General features: G+C 63.5%; 26 protein-coding genes. 17 read left to right on the forward strand and 9 right to left on the reverse strand.

Annotated elements, in window-relative coordinates; genetic code table 11:
• The first annotated feature begins 79 nt into the window (after nucleotides 1-79).
• The gene (locus C3F42_RS26390; protein WP_023630235.1) at nucleotides 80-418 is read left to right on the forward strand and encodes a hypothetical protein; all 339 of its coding nucleotides are present in this window, start codon (nucleotides 80-82) and stop codon (nucleotides 416-418) included.
• Here C3F42_RS26390 and cynR read toward each other — a convergent pair.
• Nucleotides 406-1,323 (reverse strand): transcriptional regulator CynR, encoded by a 918-nt coding sequence (gene cynR, locus C3F42_RS26395; RefSeq protein WP_094012061.1) that lies wholly within the window; start codon nucleotides 1,321-1,323, stop codon nucleotides 406-408. The two genes, C3F42_RS26390 and cynR, sit on opposite strands and share 13 nt — an antisense overlap.
• A gap of 111 nt (nucleotides 1,324-1,434) precedes the next feature.
• Here cynR and C3F42_RS26400 point away from each other — a divergent pair, with 111 nt between their 5' ends.
• The 3 genes from C3F42_RS26400 (at nucleotide 1,435) to C3F42_RS26410 (ending at nucleotide 3,902) form a co-directional block, all read left to right on the forward strand.
• Complete coding sequence (locus C3F42_RS26400) at nucleotides 1,435-2,094, forward strand: carbonic anhydrase (protein ID WP_023630237.1); 660 nt, start codon at nucleotides 1,435-1,437, stop codon at nucleotides 2,092-2,094.
• A gap of 28 nt (nucleotides 2,095-2,122) precedes the next feature.
• Nucleotides 2,123-2,593 carry a cyanase gene (gene cynS / locus C3F42_RS26405; protein WP_094012063.1) on the forward strand — a complete coding sequence of 157 codons (471 nt, stop codon included), beginning with the start codon at nucleotides 2,123-2,125 and terminating at the stop codon, nucleotides 2,591-2,593.
• Nucleotides 2,594-2,678: 85 nt separating this feature from the next.
• A complete protein-coding gene (locus C3F42_RS26410; protein WP_104445105.1) occupies nucleotides 2,679-3,902 on the forward strand; it encodes an amidohydrolase family protein in 1,224 nt (407 codons plus the stop codon).
• A gap of 9 nt (nucleotides 3,903-3,911) precedes the next feature.
• On the opposite strand, the gene C3F42_RS26415 is transcribed toward C3F42_RS26410, so the two are convergent.
• The 3 genes from C3F42_RS26415 to C3F42_RS26425 form a co-directional block, all read right to left on the reverse strand.
• Nucleotides 3,912-5,165 carry an arsenic transporter gene (locus tag C3F42_RS26415; protein ID WP_094012064.1) on the reverse strand — a complete coding sequence of 418 codons (1,254 nt, stop codon included), beginning with the start codon at nucleotides 5,163-5,165 and terminating at the stop codon, nucleotides 3,912-3,914.
• An 8-nt stretch (nucleotides 5,166-5,173) separates the two neighbouring features.
• A complete protein-coding gene (locus C3F42_RS26420; RefSeq protein ID WP_094012065.1) occupies nucleotides 5,174-6,427 on the reverse strand; it encodes an MFS transporter in 1,254 nt (417 codons plus the stop codon).
• A 132-nt stretch (nucleotides 6,428-6,559) separates the two neighbouring features.
• Complete coding sequence (locus C3F42_RS26425; RefSeq protein ID WP_104445106.1) at nucleotides 6,560-7,453, reverse strand: LysR family transcriptional regulator; 894 nt, start codon at nucleotides 7,451-7,453, stop codon at nucleotides 6,560-6,562.
• Nucleotides 7,454-7,599: 146 nt separating this feature from the next.
• Here C3F42_RS26425 and C3F42_RS26430 point away from each other — a divergent pair, with 146 nt between their 5' ends.
• From C3F42_RS26430 to C3F42_RS26455, 6 genes are all read left to right on the forward strand, one after another.
• Nucleotides 7,600-8,679: a 4-oxalomesaconate tautomerase gene (locus C3F42_RS26430; protein ID WP_023629244.1), complete on the forward strand. Its 1,080-nt coding sequence runs from the start codon at nucleotides 7,600-7,602 to the stop codon at nucleotides 8,677-8,679.
• Nucleotides 8,680-8,753: 74 nt separating this feature from the next.
• Entirely contained in the window at nucleotides 8,754-10,067 is a 1,314-nt protein-coding gene (locus tag C3F42_RS26435; RefSeq protein WP_094012066.1) for a dicarboxylate/amino acid:cation symporter, read from the forward strand.
• Nucleotides 10,068-10,190: 123 nt separating this feature from the next.
• Nucleotides 10,191-11,495 (forward strand): CitMHS family transporter, encoded by a 1,305-nt coding sequence (locus tag C3F42_RS26440; protein ID WP_023629242.1) that lies wholly within the window; start codon nucleotides 10,191-10,193, stop codon nucleotides 11,493-11,495.
• 63 nt (nucleotides 11,496-11,558) lie between these two features.
• Nucleotides 11,559-12,812: an OprD family porin gene (locus tag C3F42_RS26445; RefSeq protein ID WP_094012067.1), complete on the forward strand. Its 1,254-nt coding sequence runs from the start codon at nucleotides 11,559-11,561 to the stop codon at nucleotides 12,810-12,812.
• Nucleotides 12,813-12,991: 179 nt separating this feature from the next.
• Complete coding sequence (locus C3F42_RS26450; RefSeq protein ID WP_094012068.1) at nucleotides 12,992-14,344, forward strand: MFS transporter; 1,353 nt, start codon at nucleotides 12,992-12,994, stop codon at nucleotides 14,342-14,344.
• A 99-nt stretch (nucleotides 14,345-14,443) separates the two neighbouring features.
• Nucleotides 14,444-14,893, forward strand: a complete 450-nt coding sequence (locus C3F42_RS26455) for a hypothetical protein (protein ID WP_084942532.1) — start codon at nucleotides 14,444-14,446, stop codon at nucleotides 14,891-14,893.
• 85 nt (nucleotides 14,894-14,978) lie between these two features.
• Here the strand turns inward: C3F42_RS26455 and C3F42_RS26460 are convergent, their stop codons facing one another.
• Nucleotides 14,979-15,800 carry a helix-turn-helix domain-containing protein gene (locus C3F42_RS26460; protein WP_232888256.1) on the reverse strand — a complete coding sequence of 274 codons (822 nt, stop codon included), beginning with the start codon at nucleotides 15,798-15,800 and terminating at the stop codon, nucleotides 14,979-14,981.
• 111 nt (nucleotides 15,801-15,911) lie between these two features.
• Between C3F42_RS26460 and C3F42_RS26465 the strand changes: the two genes are divergently transcribed.
• Both C3F42_RS26465 and C3F42_RS26470 read left to right on the forward strand, forming a co-directional pair.
• Nucleotides 15,912-16,226: a DUF2834 domain-containing protein gene (locus tag C3F42_RS26465; protein WP_094012070.1), complete on the forward strand. Its 315-nt coding sequence runs from the start codon at nucleotides 15,912-15,914 to the stop codon at nucleotides 16,224-16,226.
• Entirely contained in the window at nucleotides 16,223-16,654 is a 432-nt protein-coding gene (locus C3F42_RS26470) for an MAPEG family protein (protein WP_094012071.1), read from the forward strand. Before C3F42_RS26465 ends, C3F42_RS26470 begins: the two co-directional genes overlap by 4 nt.
• Before the next feature lie 47 nt (nucleotides 16,655-16,701).
• Here C3F42_RS26470 and C3F42_RS26475 read toward each other — a convergent pair whose 3' ends face one another.
• The gene (locus tag C3F42_RS26475) at nucleotides 16,702-17,493 is read right to left on the reverse strand and encodes a LuxR C-terminal-related transcriptional regulator (RefSeq protein WP_094012072.1); all 792 of its coding nucleotides are present in this window, start codon (nucleotides 17,491-17,493) and stop codon (nucleotides 16,702-16,704) included.
• 138 nt (nucleotides 17,494-17,631) lie between these two features.
• Between C3F42_RS26475 and C3F42_RS26480 the strand changes: the two genes are divergently transcribed.
• From C3F42_RS26480 to C3F42_RS26490, 3 genes are all read left to right on the forward strand, one after another.
• Nucleotides 17,632-18,735, forward strand: coding sequence for a polyamine ABC transporter substrate-binding protein (locus C3F42_RS26480; protein ID WP_094012073.1), 1,104 nt, complete (start codon nucleotides 17,632-17,634; stop codon nucleotides 18,733-18,735).
• 185 nt (nucleotides 18,736-18,920) lie between these two features.
• On the forward strand, nucleotides 18,921-19,793 hold the full coding sequence (locus C3F42_RS26485; RefSeq protein ID WP_094012074.1) for a contractile injection system protein, VgrG/Pvc8 family: 873 nt from the start codon (nucleotides 18,921-18,923) through the stop codon (nucleotides 19,791-19,793).
• A 119-nt stretch (nucleotides 19,794-19,912) separates the two neighbouring features.
• Nucleotides 19,913-20,455, forward strand: coding sequence for a hypothetical protein (locus C3F42_RS26490; protein WP_028690511.1), 543 nt, complete (start codon nucleotides 19,913-19,915; stop codon nucleotides 20,453-20,455).
• A gap of 13 nt (nucleotides 20,456-20,468) precedes the next feature.
• On the opposite strand, the gene C3F42_RS26495 is transcribed toward C3F42_RS26490, so the two are convergent.
• The 3 genes from C3F42_RS26495 to C3F42_RS26505 form a co-directional block, all read right to left on the reverse strand.
• Nucleotides 20,469-20,855, reverse strand: coding sequence for a hypothetical protein (locus tag C3F42_RS26495; protein WP_028690512.1), 387 nt, complete (start codon nucleotides 20,853-20,855; stop codon nucleotides 20,469-20,471).
• Complete coding sequence (locus C3F42_RS26500) at nucleotides 20,845-21,504, reverse strand: hypothetical protein (protein WP_104445107.1); 660 nt, start codon at nucleotides 21,502-21,504, stop codon at nucleotides 20,845-20,847. The genes C3F42_RS26495 and C3F42_RS26500 overlap by 11 nt, the downstream gene beginning before the upstream one ends.
• A 124-nt stretch (nucleotides 21,505-21,628) precedes the next feature.
• Nucleotides 21,629-22,444: a carbon-nitrogen hydrolase family protein gene (locus C3F42_RS26505; protein WP_094012077.1), complete on the reverse strand. Its 816-nt coding sequence runs from the start codon at nucleotides 22,442-22,444 to the stop codon at nucleotides 21,629-21,631.
• Between the two features lie 123 nt (nucleotides 22,445-22,567).
• Between C3F42_RS26505 and C3F42_RS26510 the strand changes: the two genes are divergently transcribed.
• Together C3F42_RS26510 and C3F42_RS26515 are read left to right on the forward strand one after the other, a co-directional pair.
• Nucleotides 22,568-23,380, forward strand: a complete 813-nt coding sequence (locus tag C3F42_RS26510; RefSeq protein ID WP_038706483.1) for a LuxR C-terminal-related transcriptional regulator — start codon at nucleotides 22,568-22,570, stop codon at nucleotides 23,378-23,380.
• A 279-nt stretch (nucleotides 23,381-23,659) separates the two neighbouring features.
• Nucleotides 23,660-24,976, forward strand: coding sequence for an APC family permease (locus C3F42_RS26515; RefSeq protein ID WP_104445108.1), 1,317 nt, complete (start codon nucleotides 23,660-23,662; stop codon nucleotides 24,974-24,976).
• Nucleotides 24,977-25,250 lie beyond the last annotated feature (274 nt).

The following is a 25,250-nucleotide window of genomic DNA, read 5'->3' on the forward strand; positions in this document are numbered from 1 at the left end:
GATTGGAACGTTCTCAACCACGCCAAGGTCAACCCCATCAGCAGTGATCGAAAATGCTCCACAGCATGAGGAATCGCCAATGAGTACGCTGACGATCGAAGGCTGGTTCAAAGGTGAGGGTGATCGCAGGTCCACCCCGGTGGGTGATATCCACTTCGACATCCAGGGCGTGAACCATCGCAAGTTGGAGCAGGCCGAGGAACACCTGCAACAGAGCCACGAGTCCGAGGCGATGGTGGATGTCGACATGGACAGCCTGAACCTGGTGCTGCCCGAGGGCTACGGCCCGCTGTCGGACTGCCGCCTGCGCGTCTACCTGAGCGACGACGAGCGTGGCCAGTTCCACCTGGTCGGGCATCGGGCCAGCGATGGCAGCCTGATCTACACCAATGCGGTGTTGATCGCTCAGCTGAGCTGAATACCGGCTGCGCTGTCGCCTGTTTCCAGGCTTGCCGCCACTGACGTCGCCACTTCGCTGAAAGCCCGCGCCGCCGCGCTCTGGTAGGCGCCCCTGCGCTGCATCAAGACTGCGGTGCGCTGCAGGCGCAGTGGGTCCAGGGCAATGGCGGTCAGGTCATCATGGGCCAGGGCAAGGTTGGCGGGCAGCAGGGTCGACAGTGTCGTGCGGCGCACCACTTCGATCACTGCGCCAATCGCGTTGGCCTCCATCCGCACCCGTGGGCGGATACCGTGCTGGCGGCAATAGCGCTCGATCTGCTCGCGCGTGGCGAACTCGGCGCTGAGCAAGATCAGCGACTCGTCGTTGAGCGCGTGTGGGCCAATACTGCGGGTAGTGGCCAGCGGATGCGCGCGGCCGACCACCAGCGCCAGGGTTTCCACCAACAGCGGGCGGCTGTCGATGTCCTGGTTGTGGACCTCATCGAAGGCGATGCCGACATCCAGCTCATCGGCCTGCAACAACTCCTCCATGCGCTCCTGGGCGATCTCTCGTAGGTTCAGGGTGATGTTCGGATAACGCGCATGGAAGGCCTCGACCAGCGGGCCGATCAGATAGGTGGTGAAGGTCGGCGTCACCGCCACCCGCAGCGATCCTCGGCTGAGGTCGCCCACGTCATGGATGGCGCGCCTGGCCTCCAGCAGCTCCTGTTCCGCCCGCTTGGCATAGCGCAGGTAGACCTCCCCGGCATCGGTCAGCCGCGTGCTGCGCCCGGAACGGTCGAACAACTGCGCGCCAAGGCTTTCCTCCAGTTGCCTGACCTGTTGTGACAGCGCCGGCTGGGAGACATGCAGTGCCGCCGCGGCGCGGGTAAAACTGTGATGTTGAGCCACTGCGAGGAAATACTGGATGTGCCGGGCTAGCATGCTTTTCTCATAAGATAATCTGATGTGCTTCATCATAAATGAGACTTTTACCTTATGTAAGGCGCTGCGTAACCTTTGCCTCAACACACCGCGACATTGAGGCAAACAGCCATGAAAGACATCATCGACGGTTTTCTGAAGTTCCAGCGCGACGCCTTCCCCGAACGGGTCAAGCTGTTCAAGGACCTGGCCACCCAGCAAAGCCCCCGGGCGCTGTTCATCTCCTGCTCCGACAGCCGCCTGGTGCCCGAGCTGGTCACCCAGCGCGAGCCAGGCGACCTGTTCGTCATCCGCAACGCCGGCAACATCGTGCCGTCCTACGGCCCTGAGCCTGGCGGCGTATCGGCTTCGGTCGAATATGCCGTCGCCGCCCTGCAGGTAGCCGACATCGTCATCTGCGGCCACTCCGACTGCGGCGCCATGACCGCCATCGCCACCTGCAAGTGCCTGGAGCACATGCCCGCCGTGGCCGGCTGGCTGCGCTACGCCGACTCCGCCCGGGTGGTCAACGAGGCGCGCCAGCACCACAGCCCGCAGGCCAAGGTCGAGGCCATGGTGCGCGAGAACGTGATCGCCCAGCTGGCCAATATCCAGACCCACCCCTCGGTGCGCCTGGCCCTGGAAGAGGGCCGCGTGCGCCTGCATGGCTGGATCTACGACATCGAAAGCGGCCGCATCGACGCCTTCGACGGACGCACCGGCCAGTTCGTCGCCCTGGCGCAGAACCCCGACGTCAACGCCGTTTCCCACCCTTCCAGGCACGTTGCCTGAACCCCTTTCAAACCCAAGGAGACACACCATGATCCAGTCGCAAATCAGCCAGAACGCCCGCCTTGTCCTGAGCGAAGTCATCCTCCTGGCCAAGGCCCGCAAGGACCTGTCGTTCGCCCAGATCACCGACGGCACCGGCCTCTCCGAAGCCTTCGTCACTGCCGCGCTGCTGGGCCAGCACCCGCTGCCGGCCAGCGCTGCCCAGGTGGTGGGCGACAAGCTCGGCCTGGACGCCGATGGCATCGCCCTGCTGCAGACCGTGCCACTGCGCGGCAGCATCCAAGGCGGCGTGCCGACCGACCCGACCATCTACCGCTTCTACGAGATGCTGCAGGTGTACGGCACCACCCTCAAGGCACTGGTCCACGAGAAGTTCGGCGACGGCATCATCAGCGCCATCAACTTCAAGCTGGACGTGAAGAAGGTCGACGATCCGGAAGGTGGCTCCCGCGCGGTGATCACCCTGGATGGCAAGTACCTGCCGACCAAGCCGTTCTGATTCGCCCCTAGGGAAATGGCTCGGGCGCCGCACGACGCCCGAGCCATTTCCACGCGCGCTATTGATCCCCGACAGGAGCGACGGCATGGACCTGATCTTCAGAAATGTCCGCATCGACGATGCAAACCCCTTGATGGATGTCGCCGTGCACAACGGCAAGATTACTCACATCGCCCAAGCGATCACTGCAACGGCGAGCCAGGAAATCCAGGGCAACGGCAATGTCCTGGTCCCCGGCTTCGTCGAAGCCCACCTGCACCTGGAAAAAGCCAATGTCATGCAGCGCAAGGCCAACCGCTCCGGCACCTTGGCCGAAGCGATCGCCGTCACTGCGGCGCTCAAGCCCACCCTGACCCGTGATGACATTCGCGAACGCTCTGTACAGGTGTTGCGCGCCCTGGTGCAGGCCGGCACCACCCATGTGCGTGCCCACGCCGAGTTCGATCCGGCCCAGGGTTTCACCGGCCTGGACGTGGTCCTGGAGCTGCGCGAGACCTTGCGTGATGTCATCGATATCCAGGTAGTGGCGTTTCCCCAGGAAGGCATCCTGAAACTGCCCGGCATGAAAGCGATGATGGTCGAGGCCATGGAGAGGGGCGTCGATGTGGTCGGTGGCATTCCCTACAACGACGTCTCGCCCCTGGAGCACATCGATTTCGTCTTCGACCTGGCCCAGCGCTATGGCAAGGACATCGACCTGCATCAGGACTTCGCCGACGACGCCGAGCACATGACCATCGAATACGTGGCCCGCCGGACCCTCGCCACGTGCTACCAAGGGCGCGTCAGCGTCGGCCACCTGACCAGCCTGGCGGCCGTGGAGCCAGAGCGCCAGGCGCGCATCATCGCGCTGCTGCGCGAAGCCGGCATCAGCGTGATATGTCTGCCCGCCACCGACCTGCACCTGGGCGCCCGTGGCGATAGACACAACGTGCGGCGCACCCTGACCCCGGTGCGGGCGTTGCGCGATGGCGGGGTGAACGTGTGCCTGGCCACCAACAACATCCGCAATGCCTTCACCCCCTACGGCACCGGCGACCTGCTGCACATCGCGCAGCTGGCCATCCCCGCCTGCCACCTGGGTGGGGCGGACGACCAGGCCACGGTGCTGCCGATGCTCACCAGCAACCCGGCCAAGGCCCTGGGGTTGCAGAGCCATGGCTTGGCGGTGGGCAACGACGCGGACCTGGTGCTGATGGACACCCACCGTATCAGCGACGTGATCCTCGACCTGCCCGCGCGGCTGATGGTGCTCAAGCGCGGCAGGGTGGTGGCGACAGCGGAGCAGCGGCGCTCGGTGGTGTTCTGAAGGCCGGGCTCAGACCGCCAGCAGCAACAGTGCCGCCACCAGTGCCGGGGGCATTACCAGCACGCCCAGACGCAAGAAACTCAATGCGCCGACATGCTCGCCCTCGCGGCGGATCGCCACCAGCCACAGCAGCGTGGCCAGGGAGCCTGTGATCGACAGGTTCGGCCCCAGGTCGACGCCGATAAGCAAGGCGGCGGTGGTCTGCCGGGGCAGCTCGACCAACTGGCCGATGGAGCCGGCGATCAGGCCGGTGGGCAGGTTGTTCATCAGGTTGCCGGCCATGGCCGAGATCACGCCCGCAGCCCAGCTCGCCGTGCCCGGGGACTGCTGCGCCAGGGCCGCCAGCATATGCGCGAGCCGTTCGATCACGCCGGTATGCGCCACCGCCTCCACCAGCACGAACAGGCCCGCCACCAGCGGCAGCACGCCCCAGGCCACATGGCGCAGCAACGGCGCCGGGCTGCGCCGTTGGCGCAGGTGGATCAGCCCGACCGTGGCCATGCCTGCGCAAAAGGTCGGCAGACCCAGCGGCACGTCCAGTGCCGATACCGTCAACAGCAGGGTGCCGGTGAACATCAGGCCCAGCGCGCAAAGCCGGGCGCCGGCCGACAAGGGGCGCATCTCGATGGCCACGGCCAGTGGTTGGTGGATGCGCTTGCGCATGGTCAGGCGCAGCACCAGGTAGGTCATGGCGATGGCGCCCAGCGAGGGCAGGGTGAACTGGCGCAGCCATTCCAGCAGCGGTGGCATCTGGCTGCCGAAGACCACCAGGTTGGCCGGGTTGGAGATCGGCAGCACGAAGCTGGCGGCATTGGCGATGAAGGCGCAGATGAACAGGTAGGGCAGCGGCTCGGCCTTGGCCGCCTTGCACGCCGCATACACGGCCGGCGTCAACACCACGGCGGTGGCGTCATTGGAGAGGAACACGGTGACCAGTGTACCGACCAGGAATACCAGGTCGAACAGGCGTTGGCCCGAGCCCCTGGCATGCTGCACCGCGTACCTGGCCAGCCAGTCGAACAAGCCTTCCTGGCGAGCCAGCTCGGCCAGCACCATCATGCCGGTGAGGAACAGGTAGACATCGCCTCCTTCGGCGATTGCCGCCAAGGCCAGGCGCCATGGGATCAGGCCGCAGGCCGTCAGCCCTAAGGCGGCGCCCATCGCCCAGACATATTCGGGCACGCGTCCCGGCCGAAGGATGACCAGGGCGGTGGCCGCGGCCGCAACCGACCAGATGATCAGGGATGACTCAGCGACAGGCATGCGAGGACTCAGTTCTCGGAAGGGGAGTGAAGGGGAGGGGCTTGCTCGGCGTTGGCATCGCTGGCAGGTCGGCGGGTCTCCGGCATGGCCAGCCAAAGCAGAAGCAACGCTGCAGTCGCAATGCCCGCCAATGTCAGGAATGCCGCGTCGTAGCCTGCGGACTGTACCACCAGCCCCGCGACACCGGGACTTAGCGCCGCGCCCAGGCCGAAGGCCGTGGACAATGCGCCAAGGCTGATATTGAAGCGCCCGCTGCCTTGGGTGAGGTCCCTGACCACTACCGGGAACAATGCCCCGAACAGTCCGGCGCCGACGCCATCGAGCAATTGCACGGCCACCAGCCAAAACGGATTGTCAGACATCACGTAGAGCACGCCACGCAGCGGCAGGATCAGGAAACCGACGAGCAACAGCGGTTTGCGTCCCCAGCGGTCGGCCCTGGCGCCGGCCAGCAGCGCCATGGGCACCATCACCAGCTGCGCCGCGACGATGCACGCCGAGGTCAGCGGCGTGGCCAACTGCAGGTTGGCCTGAGCCAGTTTCTGGCCCACCAGCGGAAGCATTGCCGCGTTGGCCAGATGGAACAACGCGCAGCACACGGCGAACAGTAGCAAGGGGCGATTGTGCAACAGGACGGCAAGGCCGGCGGGGTGGGCATGCTGGCCCGGCGGCCGCGGGTCAAGGCCACGCGCGAGGTCATGGTCGATGGCTGTCGCCGGCACTCGGCTAATGGCGATCAGGCTGGCTACGGTCATCGCCGCCATCAGATAGAACACCGCCACCGGTCCGAACAGGTAGGCCAGCCCCCCGGCGAGCACCGCCGAGCAGGCATTGCCGGCATGATTGAAGGTTTCGTTGCGGCCCATGCGCCGGGTGAATGCCCGGGGCCCGGCCAGGCCCAGTGAAATGGCAGCGATGGCCGGCGCGAACACGGAACCTGCGACCGCACTGATGGCTTGGGTCAAGGTCACCAACGCGCCGCTGCTGATCCAGGGCAGCACCAGGCAACTGCCGGTCACCAGCAGCGCGGCGATGGCCATTACTGCGCGCTTGGCCGTGGTCCTGTCGATCAACGCGCCAGCTGGCGTCTGGGTCAGCAATGCCGTGACGCTGGCCAAGGTCATGACCAGGCCGATGCTGCCGGGCTCCCAATGGTGCACCGCCAGCAGGTAGATCGCCAGGTAGGGCCCAAGCCCATCACGGACATCGGCCAGGAAAAAATTCAACCCATCGAGCGAACGTTCATGCGCAGGCGAGGCCAAGGAAAACTCCGCAGGGACAAGTGAACAGAGCGCCCTGGATTTCAAGGGCGGTCAATAGCCGCATACGTTAGCACTCCGCGGCGCAGGTGCTGATGAACTTTGCGCGGGTCCGGCATGCCATCGGCCCAGGGGTCAGCGATTGGGCCATTGCTGCAAGAGGATCGATACGAACTTTTCGGCCGCCGGCGACAGTGACGCGCCGCGACGAAACACCAAGCCCAGCGTGCGGCTGACCTGCGGCTCGCCCAGCGGCACGCTGACCAACGTCGGATGGTCGGCGCTGGGCATGGCCAGGCTAGGCATGGCCGAGACCCCCAGCCCGGCCTCGACCATGCCCAGCGAGGTCGACAGGTGCTGGACCTCGTAGAACCATTGAGGGCGCAGGTTCAGGCCGGCCAGCGCATGATCGAGCATCATGCGGTTGCCGCTCAGGCGACCGACCCCGATCAAGCGGTAGTCGGCCAGTTCGGCCCAGGTAACCGCGTCGCGCTTGGCTAACGGGTGGTCCCGGCGGCAGGCGAGCACGAAATGCTCCTGGACCAGCGAAACGAACTCAATGTCCGGATGCTGGCCACTCATCATGTTGATGCCAAAGTCGGCCTCTCCCCGCAGTACGGCTTCCAGCCCATCGTTGGCACTCAGGTCCAGCAGGCGGATGCGGATTTTCGGGTACTGCGCGTTGTAGTCGCGGATCACCGAGGGCAGAAAGTAGAACGCTGCAGTGGGAATGCAAGCGAGGGTGACTTGCCCGGTCTGGCGCTCGGCCAGTTCGCGGATGCTCAGGATCGAATCCTCGAAATCATCCAGCAGGCGCCTGGCCTTGGGCAGGAAATCCCGGCCCACGCTCGTCAGGCTGACCCGGCGGGTAGTGCGTTCGAGCAACGATGTACCGAGCCCCTCCTCGAGTTTCTTGATCCGTCGGCTCAGGGCGGGTTGGGACAGGTGCAATGCTTCTGCAGCCTCGTGAAAACTGCCAAGTTCGGCGATTTTTACGAAAGATCTAATATCTTGCAGTTCATATTCCATCAGGTATCGCTCAGTAGGTCGCTCGATTATTGATGTGTTTATCGCAATAATGACTACGATATTTGCATTGGATTGATTTATCCATCCCTGTCACTCTTTTGCTCACAACATCAATGATGTCCATTGATCAACAAGAGTGCGAAATCATGCAACGAATTCCTTGCGTACTCATGCGCGGCGGTACCTCCAAAGGGCCGTTCTTCCACGCCTGGGACCTGCCTGCAAACGTGGTCGAGCGCGACGAGTTGCTGATCAACCTGATGGGCTCCGGACATGAGCTGGAGATCGACGGCATCGGTGGCGGCAGCCCGCAGACCAGCAAGGTGGCGATCATCAGCCCGTCATTGCACGCCGATGCCGATGTCGACTACCTGTTCGTCCAGGTGATGGTCGCCCAGCGGCGCGTCGACACCGCGCCCAACTGCGGCAACATGCTGTGCGCTGTCGGGCCGTTCGCCATCGAGCAAGGGTTGGTCAAGGCCAACGACGGCAAGACCCTGGTACGTATCCGCAACCTCAATACCGGAACCTTCGTCGATTCACTGGTGCAGACGCCCGGCGGCGTTGTGCGCTACGAAGGGCGCACGGCGATCGACGGCGTCCCTGGTACAGCGGCCCCGGTGCACCTGACGTTCCTCGATGCGGTGGGCAGCAAGACCGGCAAGTTGTTCCCTACGGGCAAGCCTCAGGATGTGATCGGCGGCGTGCCGGTCACCTGCATCGACATGGCCATGCCCATGATGATCGTCGAGGCCCGGCAACTGGGCGTGACCGGCTCGGAAACCCCGGCCGAACTAGATGCCGACAATGCCTTGCTGCAACGCCTGGAAGCCTTGCGCCTGAAGGCCGGCAAGGCAATGGGTCTGGGCGATGTCAGCGGCATGGTGATCCCCAAGCCGGTGCTGGTCGCGCCACCCCGTCATGACGGTACGGTACAGGTGCGCTATTTCATGCCGCACAATTGCCACCGGGCCCTGGCGATCACCGGCGCAGTCGGGCTGGCCACGGCCTGCGTCAGCGCCGGTACGGTGGTCGCTGACTTGCTCGGCGAGGGCGCTCAACACCTGGAGCAGGTGCGCATCGAGCATCCCAGTGGCGGCATCGACGTGGCGCTGTCGCGCAGCGGCGTCGATGGCAAGACCCTGCAGGCATCGGTGGTGCGTACCGCCCGTCGGTTGTTCTCAGGGTTCGTCTATGCCCCGTCTTTGCGCAGACTGGCGGGATAGACCACAGGCCGCCGCTGTCAGGGCGGCTTCAGCAACAAGCGCATCCGCACAATTTCAACAATGGGTGATGCCTCATGAAACTTGCCAGATCCCTGTATTTCCAGATCCTCTGCGCCGTCCTGCTGGGCGTGGTGGTCGGCCACTTCTGGGCGCAACAGGCCGTTGCCCTCAAACCCCTGGGCGATGCCTTCATCAAGCTGATCAAGATGATGATCGCTCCCGTGGTGTTCTGCACCATCGTCACCGGCATCGCCGGCATGACCGACAAGCGCTCGCTGGGGCGCCTGATGAGCAAGACCTTGATGTTGTTCCTGCTGCTGACCGTGGTCAGCCTGGTGATCGGTCTGGCGGCGGTGTACCTGTTCCAGCCCGGGGCCGGCATGAACATCGATCCTGCCACCCTGAGCACAGCGGGCCTGGACCAGTACGCCGCCTCGGCGGCGAAGCTCGGCGTGGTCGACTTCTTCATGCACATCATCCCCGAGACGTTCATCGGCGCCTTCAACAAGGGTGAGGTGCTACCGGTATTGTTCATCGCCGTGCTCAGCGGTTTCGCCCTGTCGTCCATGGGCGACAAGGGGCGGCCCGTCCTCGCGGTGCTGGAGTCGGCCTCGACCATGGTGTTCCGTATCTTCGGCTACCTGATGCGATTCGCCCCTGTAGGCGCCTTCGGTGCGCTCGCCTTTACCGTTGGGCAATACGGCGTCACGTCCCTGGGCTCGCTGGCCAAGCTGGTGGGCACGCTGTACATCGCATGCGCCTTCTTCGTCCTGGTGGTGCTGGGCGGCATCTGTCGCGCCCATGGCTTCAGTCTGTGGAAGCTGCTGCGCTATTTCCGCGAGGAATTCCTGGTGGTGCTCGGTACTTCTTCCACCGAGCCTGTGCTGCCGCGCATGCTTGAAAAGCTCGAGCGCCTCGGTTGTCGCAAAGGCGTGGTAGGGCTGGTGCTGCCAACCGGGTATTCCTTCAACCTCGATGGCACCGCCATCTACCTGTCGCTGGCGGCAGTGTTCATCGCGCAGGCCTGCAACATCGAGCTGACCCTCGGGCAGACGGTGACCATGCTGGCAATCATGCTGCTGTCGTCCAAGGGGGCCGCCGGCGTGACCGGCAGCGGCTTCGTCGCGCTGGCCTCGACCCTCACGGTCATCCACGACATTCCGCTGGCCGGGCTCGCCTTGTTGATCGGCATCGACCGCTTCATGTCCGAGGCGCGGGCCCTGACCAGCCTGGCCAGCAACGCCGTGGCCACCGTGGTCATCTCGCTGTCGGAGCATGCCTGCGATCGCGAAACCTTGCTGCGCCGCCTCGACGGCGCGCCGTCGGCGTCCGACGAAGTCGTCGACGCTCAGCCAGAGTGGTCCGCGCAGCCTCCCCGGCACGGCTGACCAACCGGTTAACACTCCCATGTTGCAATAGACTTCACCCAGCGTCCTTGCGATGCCGGGTGGGGCAGGGGGCCGTCTGCGCGTCGGACGGCCACACACAGAATAAAAACAAGAGAAAATACCATGCTCGCACTCCTGGGCCTGATCATGGTGGTGACGTTCACCTACCTGATCATGAGCAAACGCCTGTCGCCGATCGTCGCGCTCACAGTGGTACCCATCGTTTTCGCCGTGATCGGCGGTTTCGCTCCCGAGCTCGGCAAGATGATGCTCGATGGTCTGAAGATGGTGGCGCCCTCGGCGGCATTGCTGCTGTTCGCCATCCTGTTCTTCGGCCTGATGATCGATGCCGGCCTGTTCGACCCCTTGATTCGCAAGATTCTCAAGCGGGTGAACGGCGATCCGATCAAGATCGCCATCGGCACCGCGCTGTTGTCGCTGCTGGTGGCACTCGATGGCGACGGCACCACCACCTACATGATCACCTGCGCGGCGATGTTGCCGCTGTACAAGCGCATCGGCATGAACCCGATGATCCTGGCCACTGTGTCGATGCTGTCGCTGAGCATCATGAGTGGCATGAGCCCCTGGGGCGGGCCGGCCACCCGGGCCATTGCCGCCCTGGGGCTGGATGCGACCGAATACTTCATCCCGATGCTGCCCACCGTGATCGGTGGCGCGGCCTGGGTGGTGTTCACCGCCTATTTGTTGGGGCGCGCCGAGCGTCGGCGCATCGGCAATGTCACCCTGGCGTCAGGGGGCGGCAACTGCTACATCAAGGAAATCCTCGGCGACAACCCGCACAAGCGCCCGCGCCTGGCCTATGTGAATCTGCTGCTGGTGATCGCCGTGATGACCGCGCTGGTGATGGGCGTGATGCATTCCGCGCTGCTGTTCATGATCGGTTTCGTCGCCGCGTTGATGATCAACTATCCGCAGCTGGAGCTGCAGAAGGAGCGCATCCTCGCCCACTCGGGCAATGCCATGACCGTCGTGCTGCTGGTGTTCGCCGCCGGCATATTCGCCGGCATCTTCTCCGGCACCAAAATGGTCGACGCCCTCGCCCAGACCTTGGTGGACTGGATTCCCGACGCCTGGAGCCACTGGTTCCCGCTGGTGGTGGCGCTGACCAGCATGCCGCTGACCTTCGTGCTGTCCAATGACGCCTACTATTTCGGGGTGGTGCCGATCCTGGCCAACGCGGCCGCGGCCTATGGCATCGACCCGGTGGAAATCGCCCGGGCCTCGGTACTGGGGCAGCCGGTGCACCTGATGAGCCCGTTGGTAGCCTCGACCCTGTTGCTGGTGGGGATGGTCGACCGCGATATCGGCGACTTCCAGAAAGCCACCGTCAAGTGGGCGGTGCTTACCTCGCTGGTGATCACCGCGCTGGCGCTGCTCACAGGCGCCTTGTCCTTCTTCGTGTGAATCACCGGGCGCCGCGCGGCGCCCGCCCACCGCTCATCCAAGAACAACAACAGAGTACCGATCATGTCCCGAAGTGTTTTCCGTGGGGCCACCTGTGGCCTGCTCTGCGGCTGGTTGCCCGTTGCCGGCGCTGGCGGATTCGTCGACGACGGCAAGCTCAAGCTGCAGCTGCGCAACGTCTATTTCAACGAGAACTTCCGTGACGAGCAGGGCCTGACGCCGCGCGCGGCGGCCTCCGCCAAGCATGAGCGGACCGAGTGGGCGCAGGGCTTTTTGCTCGACTACCAGTCCGGTTTCACCCAGGGTACCTTGGGCGTTGGGCTCGATGCCCTGGCCCTGGTGGGCGTGCGGTTGGACTCCGGACGCGGTCGCAGCGGTAGCGGTCTGTTGCCGGTGCACGACGACGGTCGGGCCGCGGACGAATTCAGCAGCGCCGGCCTGACTGCCAAGGCGCGCCTGGGCCAGACCGTGATCAAGCACGGTACCTTGCTGCCCAAGACTCCGGTGCTGGTCTACAACGACGCGCGGCTGTTGCCGCAGACTTACCAGGGCACGCAGCTGACCAGCACCGACATCGATGGGTTGAGCCTCACCGCCGGTCACCTGGACAAGTTCAAGTTGCGCGACTCCTCGGACAGCACCGGCTTGTACCTGGATGGCTACAGCGGCAACGCGTCCGGTGATTTCTCCTACGTCGGTGCCGATTATGCGGTGGGCAAGCCGCTGCGCCTGAGCTACTTCCACGCCCGGCTCGACGGCTTCTATCGCCAGGACTTCGCAGGCCTGGTGCATGACCTGCCGCTGGCCGGCGGGGTGCTGACCACCGACCTGCGCTACTTCAGGAGCCGCGACAGCGGTGCCGCCCATGGCGGCGCCATCGACAACGATCTGTACAGCGGGCAACTGGCGTATGCGCATTCTGGGCATACGGTCGGTGCCGGCTACCAGGTGCTTGATGGCGAGGCGGGGCTGCCCTATATCAGCGGCGCAACGGTGTATTCGTTCAGCAACGTCGGTATCGGCAAGTTCATCGAGGAGCAGGAAAAAACCTGGATGGCCAGCTATGCCTACAACTTCGCCGCCGCAGGGGTGCCCGGGCTGACCTTCATGACGCGTTACCTCAGCGGCGACAACGGTCGCGCCGGGGAAGCGGGTATCAAGGAATGGGAGCGTGACGCCGAGCTGGCCTACGTGGTCCAGGGTGGCCCGCTCAAAGGCCTGGGGGTGAGGTTGCGCAACTATGTCTATCGTTCCGACTTCGCCCGCGGTCGCGACAGCAACCGTGTGTACCTGACCTACGACATCGCGCTTTGGTGAGTGTCCATCCTGGGTGGACGGTGCGCGTCCAGGCGGCGGTTGTGGGCATTGATGGCGGGCTTGCGGCGTCCCATCGGCTGGTATCAACGCGATCAATGTTGGCAGACGATGACCTGATGTCCCTCTAGATTGCAAAGGCGTGCTGGAAGCCCCGAACAACAATAACGAGGGACCCGACTATGCCCACCGCCACCCAAGCCTCCAACGCCTGGCGCATCCTGTTCCTGCTGTTCCTGGCCAACCTGTTCAACTTCTTCGACCGCACCATCCCCGCCATCGTCATCGAGCCGATCCGCCTGGAGTGGCACCTGAGCGACTTCCAGATCGGCATCATCGGCACCGCCTTCACCCTGGTCTACGCCATCGCCGGCCTGCCGCTGGCACGTATCGCCGACACGGGTTCACGCAGCAAGCTCATGGGTTGGGGCCTGCTGGCCTGGAGCGGGCTGACGGCGGTCAACGGCATGGTCGGCAGCTTCTGGAGCTTCCTGCTGGTGCGCATGGGCGTGGGCATCGGCGAGGCCAGCTATGCGCCTGCCGCCAACTCGCTGATCGGCGACCTGTTCCCTGCCGGGCGGCGGGCAAGGGCGATGGGTATCTTCATGCTTGGCCTGCCGTTGGGCCTGTTGCTGGCGTTCTTCACCATCGGTGCGATGGTCGAGGCCTTCGGTACCTGGCGCGCACCGTTCTTCATTGCCGCCGTGCCTGGCGTGTTGCTGGCGCTGTTCATCTTCATGATCCGCGAACCCGCGCGCGGTGCGGCGGAGACTGTGGCCATCACTCAGACCCCGCTCGACCGTCCGCTGCGTCGGGTACTGAGCGTGCCCACCTTCGCCTGGCTGGTGCTGGCGGGGCTGACCTTCAATTTCGCCACCTATGCCTGCAACTCGTTCATGGTGCCGATGCTGCAGCGCTACTTTGCGCTAACGCTGCACGACGCTGCGGTGGCCACCGGGATGATCGTCGGCCTGAGCGGCCTGGTGGGCCTGACCCTTGGCGGCTGGATGGCCGACAAGGTGCACCAGCGCTTCGCCAACGGCCGTCTGGTGTTCGCCGCGCTGAGCATGCTGGTGGCCACCTTGTGTACCGCCTGGGCGCTGCATGCCGGGCGCATCGAACTGGGGGGGTTCGTGGCGGTGTTCGGGGTCGGCTGGCTGTTCTCCTACAACTTCTACACCTGCGTGTACACCGCCATCCAGGACGTGGTGCAACCGCGCCTGCGGGCCACGGCCATGGCGCTTTTCTTCGCTGGGCTGTACCTGCTGGGTGGTGGCCTGGGGCCGGTGGTGGTCGGTGGACTGTCGGATCATTTTGCCGTGTCGGCCATGGCGGCGGCGGGCGAGGTGGCGATGAGCGAAGCGTTCAAGGCCCAGGGGCTGCATGACGCGATGTACCTGATCCCCGTGGCCCTGTTGCTGACCATGGTGTTCCTGCTGGCGGCCTCGCGGTGTTTCAGCCGGGATGCGCAGCGGATGCGCGAGGGCATGGTGCTGGATGGCGCAGCGGTGGCGGGGCAAGCCGCGCAGGCTTGAGTCCAAGTGTATCGGCCTGGTCGCCAGCACTTGCTGGCATGTCCCTTGGTTTTCTCGCAGACTACCCATCTTTGCGCAAGAGCAGGAGAGCAACAGTCAATGCGCGTGGTGATGGATACCCGGACAGACGAAATACTTCGACTGGAGCATTTGTTGGATGGGATGAACTATACGCTCTGGTTGAACGCGTATGGTCCCTTTGCACTGGACAGACCACTCGAAGCGCAGTTGCGTCATTCGGTGGGCAAAGGTTGTACCGTGGGTGGTGATTCACCGATCTGTGCAAGCGATGCTCGCGGCGAAATCATCGAACACCTGCTGCACCCAGGGGACGGCGGCTACGGGCCGTTGGACCTGCCGGCCAAACGTCCCGAAGTGCTCAGGTTGGTAGAGGTGCTGCTCGGCCAGGTCCGTCTTGACCGGGCCGACATCATCCGCAGGTTCTGGCTTGCCGAAGGGCACCCTGCGTATCCCGTGTGGTGGGATTTTGCCTTCGACATTCAAACCCAGGGGCAGCGGTGGATACTGATGAGCAGCGCGAGTGATTGAGCGGATAGCTTGGTTTCTCAGTACTTGCTTGTCGTCGTGAAGGTTGGCACTGAGGTTCATCGAGACCTGACGCCGCGCCGGTTACTCAAGTCTTGGCGTTGCGGATTCCCCGTTGATAGGCTGCCGTCATGGTTTGCCATGTTTCATCGTCGGCCGGCACCAGATGTTCAATACGTAGCGATGCCACCGTGATGTCCTGCGGCATGCCGAAGGTGGTGAAGGTGGACAGGAACCTAAGTTCGCCCTCGGCAGCACGCACCCGGGTCAGCACCAGCGGTGACGGCGGTGTGTCCGGCGCCAGTGCGGGTGGCACGGGCAAGCTTTGCAGCCGCCGAGCCAATTCTGGATTGCCCACCGCCTCCCTGGCCGCCCGCTGCCAGGCGATCGCCCGTATCTCATCGGCATTGACCAGATGATCACCCAGTCCGCCCGGGCGCAGCAGTGTGTCCAGCAGGTTCAGGCCCGAGGTGCTGCTCGTCGGTACGCCAACCATGGTGAACAACAGCCCGGCACTGGCATTGGCCGCCGTGATGTCCCAGTTGCTGGCGATGACGATGGCCGGTGCGGGGTTGTTGGCCTGCAGGATGTGCTCCACTGCGTCATGCACCATCTTCATGGCTGGGGCGTCCGGTGCCGAGGCCGTATAGCGTGGTGCGTAACCTGCCGCGAGGAACACCTCGTTGCAGTGTTCGAGCGGCACTTGCAGGGCGCTGAGCAGGGCATGCAGGGTGCTTGGGCTGGCCTTGGCACGGCCGGTTTCGACGCAGCTCAGGTGGCGTTGCGACAGGCCCGCCAACAGCGCCAGGTCGAGCTGGCTGAGGCCGGCATGACGGCGCAGGCGGCGCAGGTGCTTGCCGGCGTCGGTGACTGCTGGTGTTTGCGTGGGGTGAAAGGGAGAAAGGCTCATGCGTCGACTCTGGCTGTCCTTGGCTGAAGCATCCATGACCTGTGAGGTCATTGAGGCGGGGACGACTCTATCACTACCGTGACGGCAACATCGCCCTGAAGGAGTCGACCAATGAACGCACGATGGATCGCGTTGCCAGTGTTGCTGCTGTTCACCCTGTACACCGGTTGGACGTTGATGATTGCCGAGCAATCACTTCTTGCCTTTGGCCTTGATCTGCTGTCCCGACCCGATACGGCCCAGGTCGTTATCGACCTGTATGTGATGGCCGGTCTGGGCTGTATCTGGATGGCAAACGACCAGTGCCAGCGGGGCGGGTCGTTGCTTGGCGTCTTGCCCTATCTGGTGCTGACGGCGCTCTTTGTCTCCCTGGGGCCGCTGCTGTACATCGTGGTCAAGGGCTTGGCGCAGAGGCCAGGGGCATGAGCGGCGCCCTGGCGGTCTACGCCTGCTGCGTAGTGGTGCTGTTCTTCAAGATGCTGGCGATTTCCTGCTGCCAGGGCTACTTCCGCCTGCGTTTCCTGACCTTCACCAACAGCGAGGATGCGGCAGTGTTCAAGCGTTCGGCTTGCCCTGAGGAATTGCCGCAGGTAACGCGGGCCATGCAGGCCTGGCGCAACGATCTGGAGAACATCCCGATGTTCCTCGCGCTGGGCGGCCTGGCGGTCGTGCTGGAGGCGCCGGTTGCCATGACGGCTTGGCTGAGCGGGGTATTCACCGTGGCCAGGGTGTCGCATACGGTGACTTACCTGGCGGGTATCCAGCCGTGGCGGACGGTGAGTTATGGCGTGGGGGTAATCTGTTTGATCGGGTTGGCGACCTTGGTCATCGAGGCGCTGGCATCGACGCCTTGAAGGTTTGCCAGGCGTGCAGCAGCCGGCGGCAGGCAAGATGCCTGAATTCAACTGGTACAGAAAGCATCCGACTTCGGCACAAAGAAGCGAGCAAACAATTCCGACTGCGACTTGATGTTCAACTTGGCGTAAATGTTCCGGCGGTGCACTTTCACCGTTTCCGCCGATAGTGAAAGCTTTCCGGCAATCTCTTTGTTGGAGAAACCGCTCAGCAGCAGTCTCAGTACATCGCTTTCACGGGTGGTGATCTGCGCGCCCAGCTGCGTCAGTGTTTCCTGCCAGGGCGGTACCTCGGCAAGGTCCTTCTCGACATCCACCTCGAAGGCCATGCGCTGGTGCATCAAGGCCGTCACCCAGGGCTTGATGAGGTCGAGGATGGTGATCTGTTCCTGGCTGAAGCGCGCCTTGCTGCCAATGGAGATGCACAGCGTGCGGTCAGCGTCGAGCTGAACGTTGTACTGCGCTTCATCGGCCGAGATGTAGTGCGCGAAGTACTGGTGGTAGTACTCGGTTTCCACAAAGTACTCCGGCGCGATATCCAGCAGGTGGAAGAAGCCGCTCTGCGGGTTTTCCCGGTTGGCGATGTAGAACGGGTCCAGCAGGTAGAGCCCCTTCACATAGCGATGGATGAACGCGTTGACCTCTTCGGCATCCGCCACCTCGGGCAGGCTTACCACTTCCACTTGCTGACTGGCGAAGATCAATACCACCCAGTTGTCGATCTGCACGTACTCGTTCAATACCCGAACCAGCGAACTCCAGAACGCCGGACGGTCCAGCTGCATGATCAGCTTGCCGATCGATCGGTGCCAGGCCAGGCTTTGCAGGTCGAACGGCATTATCTACCCCTTTTGGGTTAGGAACTCGCATGTCAGAGGTAAGTATTCCGAGGTATTTACTATCCGGTCCTGCCCGGTATAGTCGCTCACTGGGCCTAGGATGGCCGTGAAGTTACATCGATTCGATAAGGATGTTGCATGAGAAGGTCACGTTTGCGAACCCTTTTTTCGGCCTCGCTGCTCTGCGCAGGGATCAGCACCTCGGTGCTGGCCGCCGAACCCGGGATGCACCTGTACAACTGGTTCGGGCTGCTCGCGCCGGAGACGCCGAAGGCGTTCGAGCAGGAAACCGGCACCCGCGTGCACATGGACGCGTTCGACAGCGCCGACATCATGCAGAGCAAGGTCATGGCCGGGCGCACCGGGTATGACGTGGTGGTGGCGACCTCCAACGTGCTGCCCAGCCTGATCGCGGCGGGCGTGCTGCAACCGCTGGACCGTGCGCAACTGGGGAACCTGTCGCACATCGACCCCGATATCCTCGCCCAGTTGGCGGTCAACGACCCCGGCAATCGCTACGCGGTGCCCTACCTGTGGGGCACCACCGGCATCGGCTACGACGTCAACAAGGTCAAGGCCGCGTTGGGCGACCAGGCGCCGGTGGACAGCTGGGACCTGATCTTCAAGGAAGAGAACATCAGCAAGCTCAAGTCCTGTGGCGTGGCGATGCTCGACTCGCCCAGCGAGATCATCTCGATTGCCCTGAACTACCTGGGCCTGCCCAGCAACAGCAGCAATCCTGCGGATTACCAGAAGGCGCAAGACCTGCTGATGAAGATCCGCCCCTACGTGCTGTATTTCGATTCCTCGCGCATCGACACCGACATGGCCGACGGCAATATCTGCGCGGTGGTCGGCTGGGCCAACGGCGCCTTGGCCGCCCAGGCCCTCAACGAGAAGAACAACACCGGGCGCAGGATCAACTACAGCCTGCCGCGCGAAGGCGCGCTGGTGTGGTCGGAAAACCTGGTGCTGCTCAAGGATGCGCCCCATCCCAAGGCAGGCATGGCGTTCATCAACTACATGATGCGCCCGGAAGTGATCGCCAAGACCTCGAACCACACCCTGTACCCCAACGCCAACAAGGACGCCACCCAGTTCGTCGAACAGGCGCTGCGGGACAACCCGTGGATCTACCCCGACAAGAAGACGATTGCCACGTTGATCCCGCTCGAGCCGCTGCCGTTGAAACTGGAGCGGATCCGCACGCGGGTCTGGACCAAGGTGAAGAGTGGCGTCTGACTTGAGTTGACGTGTCGCCCGCTGCCCGGTGCAAGGGAGTACCGGACAGCGCGTTGACCAAGGTTGCCTGCGGCCTATTGCTTCAAGCACCAGCGAACACCATCGTCTCGCGGTATCCGGCTGCCCAGCCGAGGCGGGCGGGTCTTGCGTACCTGATTTCATCTTGAGCCGGAGGAGAACAGCGGATGTTCAGCCCAGCCCAGAAGACACACTTGAACTTGACGATCGAAGGCGTGGAGCACGATTTCCAGGTGCTCGGCTACACCGGGGAAGCGGTGGCCAACAGGCCTTTCTTTTTCAACGTGGAACTGGCCAGCGAATGGCCCGACCTGGACCTTGAACGCTTCCTCGACCTCGAGGCGTTCTTCAGCTTCGACATGAACGGCAATGGCATCCATGGGCGGATCTACCACATCGCGCCGATGAGGCAGGCTCCGTGTTCAGCGCGTTACAGGTTGACCCTGGTGCCGCACTTGTCCTACCTGCGTCACCGCATCAACCAGCGGATCTTTCAACAGTTCTCGGTGCCCAGGATCGTTGCCCTGATCCTGGAAGAGCATGGGATCGTGGGCGACGCTTACCGCTTCGAGCTGAGTGCGAGCTACCCCGAGCGCGACTACTGCACCCAGTATGGCGAAACGGACCTGCACTTCGTCCAGCGCTTGTGTGAAGAGGAGGGCATCCGTTTTCACTTCCAGCACAGTGCCCAGGGGCATGTGCTGGTGTTTGCCGATGGCCAGGCGGTGCTGCCGTGGGGCGTGCTTTATCGTCCGCCCCTGGTTCATGCCAAGCCACGGGTGGTGGAGAACCAGACCGCCGTGGTCATTGCCGTGGAGGATGACGAGAGCCGGTGTGATCAGAGGCTTGCCCGGATTCAGGTGAAGTTTCCCTGGGATCCTGAGGACAGGTTTGATGACAAGAGTTGTTGTTGGCTATCGGTGGCTTCCGATTGGTGTTGTGCTGTCACGCCTCCGCGAACGGGGATGGAGGTGATGGTCTCGTTTCTCGGAAACGATCCCGATCAGCCACGGGTCAGTGGGTGCCTGTGCTGCCGATAGCCTCATTCTGGCCACGGCAGCTTTATCCGAAATTATTCCAGGTTGATAATTATTGGCATCCCATAATTGCCAATAAACTCATGGTTGACGATTCCCTGCCCCCCCGGTGGTGCGCACCGATGAATATCGACTCTCGATATGGTGTGATTGCCGTCGTTGACGAGCCGACCTACACGTTCGACTCCACAGACAATATCCGGTGTTATGCGCGGGAAATCATCCTGGGCGACGATGGCGTGTCATCGGTTCATGGCGTAATGCTGGACGACTTCGGCCTGCTGGTGGTCGGTGCCGGCGGAGGCGGGACAGGAGTACATGCACAGTCGGCGCTGGTGATCGACGACAAGCTGCTATTGGCCGTGGGCAACCAGATTGCCTGCGTGTCGCTGACCGCTCCCCATGACCTGCTTTGGTCGCGCAAGGTGGATCTGGCGACGTGTTTCGGTCTCTATTGGGCTGCGCGGCAGCGTGCACTGATTTCGCACGGCGAGCTGGAAATCACAGGTTTGTCCCTTGAGGGCGACGTTATCTGGAAGGCCATGGGTGCCGACATCTTCACCGGGCGCTTTCAGCTGGCGCCTGACCATGTGGAAGTCGTGGATTTCTACGACACCGTCTACCGTTTTGATGTGGTGACGGGGGAGGCGTTGAAATGCAGTTGATGCACGTAGCCGGTTAAACGTCGCGATGCAATCCTTCTGCGTCCTGCCAATACAAAGTTCGCTCGAATTGAAAGCTGATCACGAAGCGTGAGCCTGTCCGCGCAATGGCATTGGCAATCTTGTCCAGATCCGCCATCGGTGAATGCTCCTGCGGCCCAGGCCCTTTGATCCTGATGCTGGCGCGCGTGGCGACACTGAAGTCGAGCTGTTTGGTGTCCTCTGCATAGAGGGTGTGGTCGGTGATGACGAGGTCGGCGGTCAGCGTCAGCCATGACGGGAAGTAGGCTTCCAGGCTGTCGCTTGTACGCGTGACTTCAATCGCGCCAGCTGCTTGCAGGGCGTTTGCCAGTGCTGCTGCGTCAAGCGATGCGTCAGCTTCCAGGAACAGATCAAGGCTCAATGACGTTACCCTCGGTCGACGCTTCGAAGCGCTGGGCGACCCAGCATTCTTCCCCCAGGTGCAGAAAGGCTCCACCCAGCCGCCATAGCTCGAAGTAGGCGGTAAAGTCGATGTCCAGTGCAATGAGCGGGGCGGCGATGTACCAAGCCAGCCCATAGTCCGCCGCGATGCCGTACCAGGCCTCGAACAATGCGTAGTCGGCGGCGGTATGGCAGTCGGCGGCTTCGCGAACCGCATCCCCTAATGCTTCGCTGGCCCAGGTGCCCGGTATATCGAAGTTGTCGATAGCCTTGAGGTCGGCCATGGGCTTGCAGATCACCCGCGCATTGCGGGTCAGGGTCATCAGCTCTGAATCGCCCGTCCGCTCGAAAAAGTCGGCCTGCACATCCAACCATCGCCGGGTAGCGGCTGCCAGTTGTTCTGGCGTGCCTCGTTGCGTGGGGAGCAGGTACAGGTAGGGAAGCGTGCCGGCAGCCAGCACTTCCAACGTGCGCCTGGCCAGTTCGGGGGCGTGCTTGTAGCCTTCGAGGATGGTGGCCACCTCGTGGGGCTGGCCATGCTCCTTGAACAGCGCGATGAACTGGGATTTATCGATATCGCTGTGGCCTTCGACCAAGGCGCGCCAATCATCCAGCAGGGAGGTGTCCATTCGGCTTCCTTGGTTATGGGCGCGGGCATTGTGCATCGCGCTTCGGTTGTTGCGCCAGGGAACGAGCGCCGGGTTCGGGCCTCGTTGAATGGACCACTCCTGTCGGTTACGGGAGTGTCCTCCTTTAATCGATAACCAGCTCCCATACGCCACTGGCATGCTCGATCCGCTCACCCGGCAACCGGATGCGCTGGTTGGCGCTGTAGTCATGGAAGGCGCGGGCCTTGCCGATCAGCGACAGGTCCAGGGTCACGCTATGCCGCGACTCGCCACGCCCGGCCTCGAACAGCGTCTGGCCATACGGGTCCACCGCCAGGCTCGCCCCGACGAACACGCAGCCATCCGGCCCTGACCCCATGCGGTTGGCGACCACGGCGAACACCTGGTTCTCCATTGCTCGCGCCATTACCGACACTCTATGCACATGGACCTCCGGCTCGGACAGGCCGTCGGTGATCAATATCAGCTGTGCGCCCAGGGCCTTCAGCGCTCGCGCCGTCTCGGGGAACTCGCTGTCGTAGCAGATCAACAGGCCCAGGCGCACACCGCGCCATTCGACGGTGGCGAAGCGGTCGCCCGGCACCACGATGCCGTGCTCCGGCACCCACAGGTGGGTCTTGCGGTAGGTGAGCAGGATGCCTTCGGGGGCGATGAACAATGTGGTGTTGTAGAACGTGCCGCCGTCGTTCTCGTACAGCCCCAGCACCACCGCGATATCATGCCGGCGCGCTGCCGCGACCACCGCCTGCACGGCATCGCCGTCGATGGCTTCGGACAGCATGCCGACGTCGTCCGCAGTGAGAAAACCGGTCAGGTGCGACTCGGGGAACAGCAGGATATCGGTGTCCGGCGCGCACTGGGCCAAGGCCTCGAGGATGCCGCGCAGGTTGTGGGCGGTGTCGCCGTCGCGGGTTGTCGTCTGTACCACTTCGATCTTCATGGGCAATCCGTCTCGCTGGGCCCGACCCTTCCGCGGGCGAGTGACATTTGCGAAGGGTGGTGCAAGTATGAAAACAATCACTGGCAAAACAATCACTTCGACGGGTTAACCCGGGGGTAGGGCATGAGCTTGAGCCTGCAGGATCTTTCGTGGCACCAGGGTGTGGGCCAATGCATCGAGCACCTCGACCGGCCGAGCTTCTGGCGCATCCTGGCGACGCTGCTCGGCGATTTCGTCGAGGTCGATACTTGGGTGGCGCTGCTGTTCAGCCACGACAAGCCGTTGATTTTCGACCAGAGCCCTTACGAGCGCGAGGGCATTGATCCGCTGGTGAGCGAGTACGCCAATGGCCTGTACCTGCTCGACCCGTTCTACATCAGCAGCCGCGAGCGGCCGCTGACCGGCTTGGTGCGCCTGGCCGACGTGGCCCCGGAGCAGTTCCAGCAGACCGATTACTACCGCCTGTACTTCACCCACAACGTGGTCGCCGACGAGGTGCAGTTCAACCTGGCCCTGGGCGATGGGCGCACGCTGTGCCTGTCGCTGGGCGGGCGCTCACGTTTCGACGCCCAGGCCATCGCCCAACTGGAGCTGGTGCGTCCCTGGCTGATCGGCCTGCTGCGCCAGCGCCTGCACTTCGAGCAACTGCCCGAGCGCGCACCGGCCAAGCCCGCGCTGGGCCTGGCCCAGGGGCGCGACGAAGCACGGCGGCAGCTGGAGTCGGTGCTCACGGCGCGGGAGCTGGACGTGGTGCGGCTGATCCTGTCGGGGCATTCGAACAAGGAGACGGCCATCAAGCTCAAGCTGTCGGCCGAGACGGTGAAGGTCCATAGACGCAATGTGTACCGCAAGCTGGACGTGAACTCCCAGAGCGAGCTGTTCTCACTGCTGTTTTTGGCCGGCGAAGACCTCGCCAGCCTGCAACCGGCGCCGTGATTCCCCCGCGCCATTACCCCCAGGTTAATCCTTCGACGTTATAGAAATCCGCACCGGGATCCGCATACTGGCCCTGCACCTTGTAGGCGCGGGCATGCCCCGCGATCACCGGCAAAGCCGGTGCCATCCCCGAGTTACTTGCTGTGCACGCCGTCCCTGCGCCCCGTGCAGCCAGACCGGCTGGGCAATTTCCTAGAACAATCACAAGAGGATGACCCATGGCTCATTTCGCTCACGGCCCGGCCCGTGGCATCGCCCCTGCGCGCCAGGAGGCCACCCATGCCTGACGCCACCCCCGCAAAACTCTCCCTCACCTCCCTGACGGTCTTCGGCCTGGCCTACATGTGCCCGAGCCTGGCCATGGTGATCTTCGGCGTGATCTCCGAACGCAGCGACGGCATCGCCCCCAGCGCCTTCCTGCTGGCCACAGGCGCCATGCTGCTGTCGGCCCTGAGCTATGCCAAGCTGTCGCGCCTGTTCCCGGTGTCCGGCTCGGCCTACTACTACGCCAAGCGCCTGCTCGGCCCCGGCTGCGGCTTCGTGGTCGGCTGGGCGGTGCTGCTGGCTTACCTGTTCATGCCCATGGTCGCCTGGCTGCTGCAGTCGGTGTTCCTCAACGCCCAGTTCCCGCAGGTGCCCACCTGGGGCTGGTTGCTGATCAACATCGGCCTGACCACGGCGGTGACCGTCAGCGGCATGGCCCTGACCGATCGCCTGAACAAAGTGCTCACGGTCCTGAGCGTGGCCCTGGTGCTGTTGTTCATTGGCTACTGCCTGCGCTATGTGGCCGGCCAGCCCCAGGTCGGCTTCACCCACCCCGTATGGAATGAACACAGCACCTTGACCGGCCTCACCGCCGCCGCCGCCATCGCCGCCTATTCGTTTCTCGGGTTCGACGCCGTGACCACCCTGGCCGAGGAGGCCGAGCAGCCCAAGCGCGACATCCCCCGGGCGGTGCTGCTGGTGATCAGCCTGGGCGGGCTGCTGTTCACGGCGGTGGCCTACCTGATGCAACTGAGCCACCCCGGCGGCCAGTTCGCCGACCCGCAAACGGCGACCTACGCGCTGTCGATCGAGGTGGGCGGGCAGTTCTTCGCCGACTTCGTCAACCTCGGCGGCATCGTCGCCGGCTTCGCCTCGTGCCTGGCGGTGCAGGTCAGCGCCAGCCGCTTGCTTTACTTCATGGGCCGCGAAGGCGTGCTGCCGCCGCGTTGTTTCGCTAAGCTGCAGGGCAAGGCGCGCACGCCGGTGTTCAACCTGTTGCTGATTGCCGGGCTGGGATTGGTCGGGATCGGCGCGGATGTGAGCTCGGCCGCTTCGCTGATCAACTTCGGCGCGTTCCTGGCGTTTGCGGCGGTGAATGTGTGCGTGATTGCGTACTACCTGCGTGAGCGGCGCAAGCAGCGGTTGAGCGGGGTGGGGTTCGTGGTGTTTCCGCTGCTGGCGATTGGGGTGAACCTGTATCTGCTGTCGCTGCTGAGCACGGTGGTGATACTGGCCGGGGTGGCTTGGCTGGTGTGTGGCGGGTTGTACCTGATGTGGCTGACGGCGGGGTTCAGCAAGCCCACGCCGGGGCTCATGGAGGTCGAGACCTGAAAGCGCAGGGTTTCCAGGTCAGGTATCTGGTGGGAGCGGGCTTGCCCCGCGATCATCGGCAGTGCCGGTGCCAAGCACTGCGACGCTCGAATGAACACCCTGCTGGGTTAGGCCGAGCGCATGTGAGTGGACTCACTCATAACCCATTTTCAGGTCTTGGGCTTGGGCTGCCAGCTCATTCATCACCACACGACTGCCCTTGTCTCGGTTGTCCTTGTAGGCAATCAGCTCGGAGAACGCGATAGCCCGCTCGCCTTCAGCGCTGGCATGGGGG

This window comes from Pseudomonas sp. PONIH3 (assembly GCF_002934345.1).
In the GTDB taxonomy this organism is placed as follows: domain Bacteria; phylum Pseudomonadota; class Gammaproteobacteria; order Pseudomonadales; family Pseudomonadaceae; genus Aquipseudomonas; species Aquipseudomonas soli.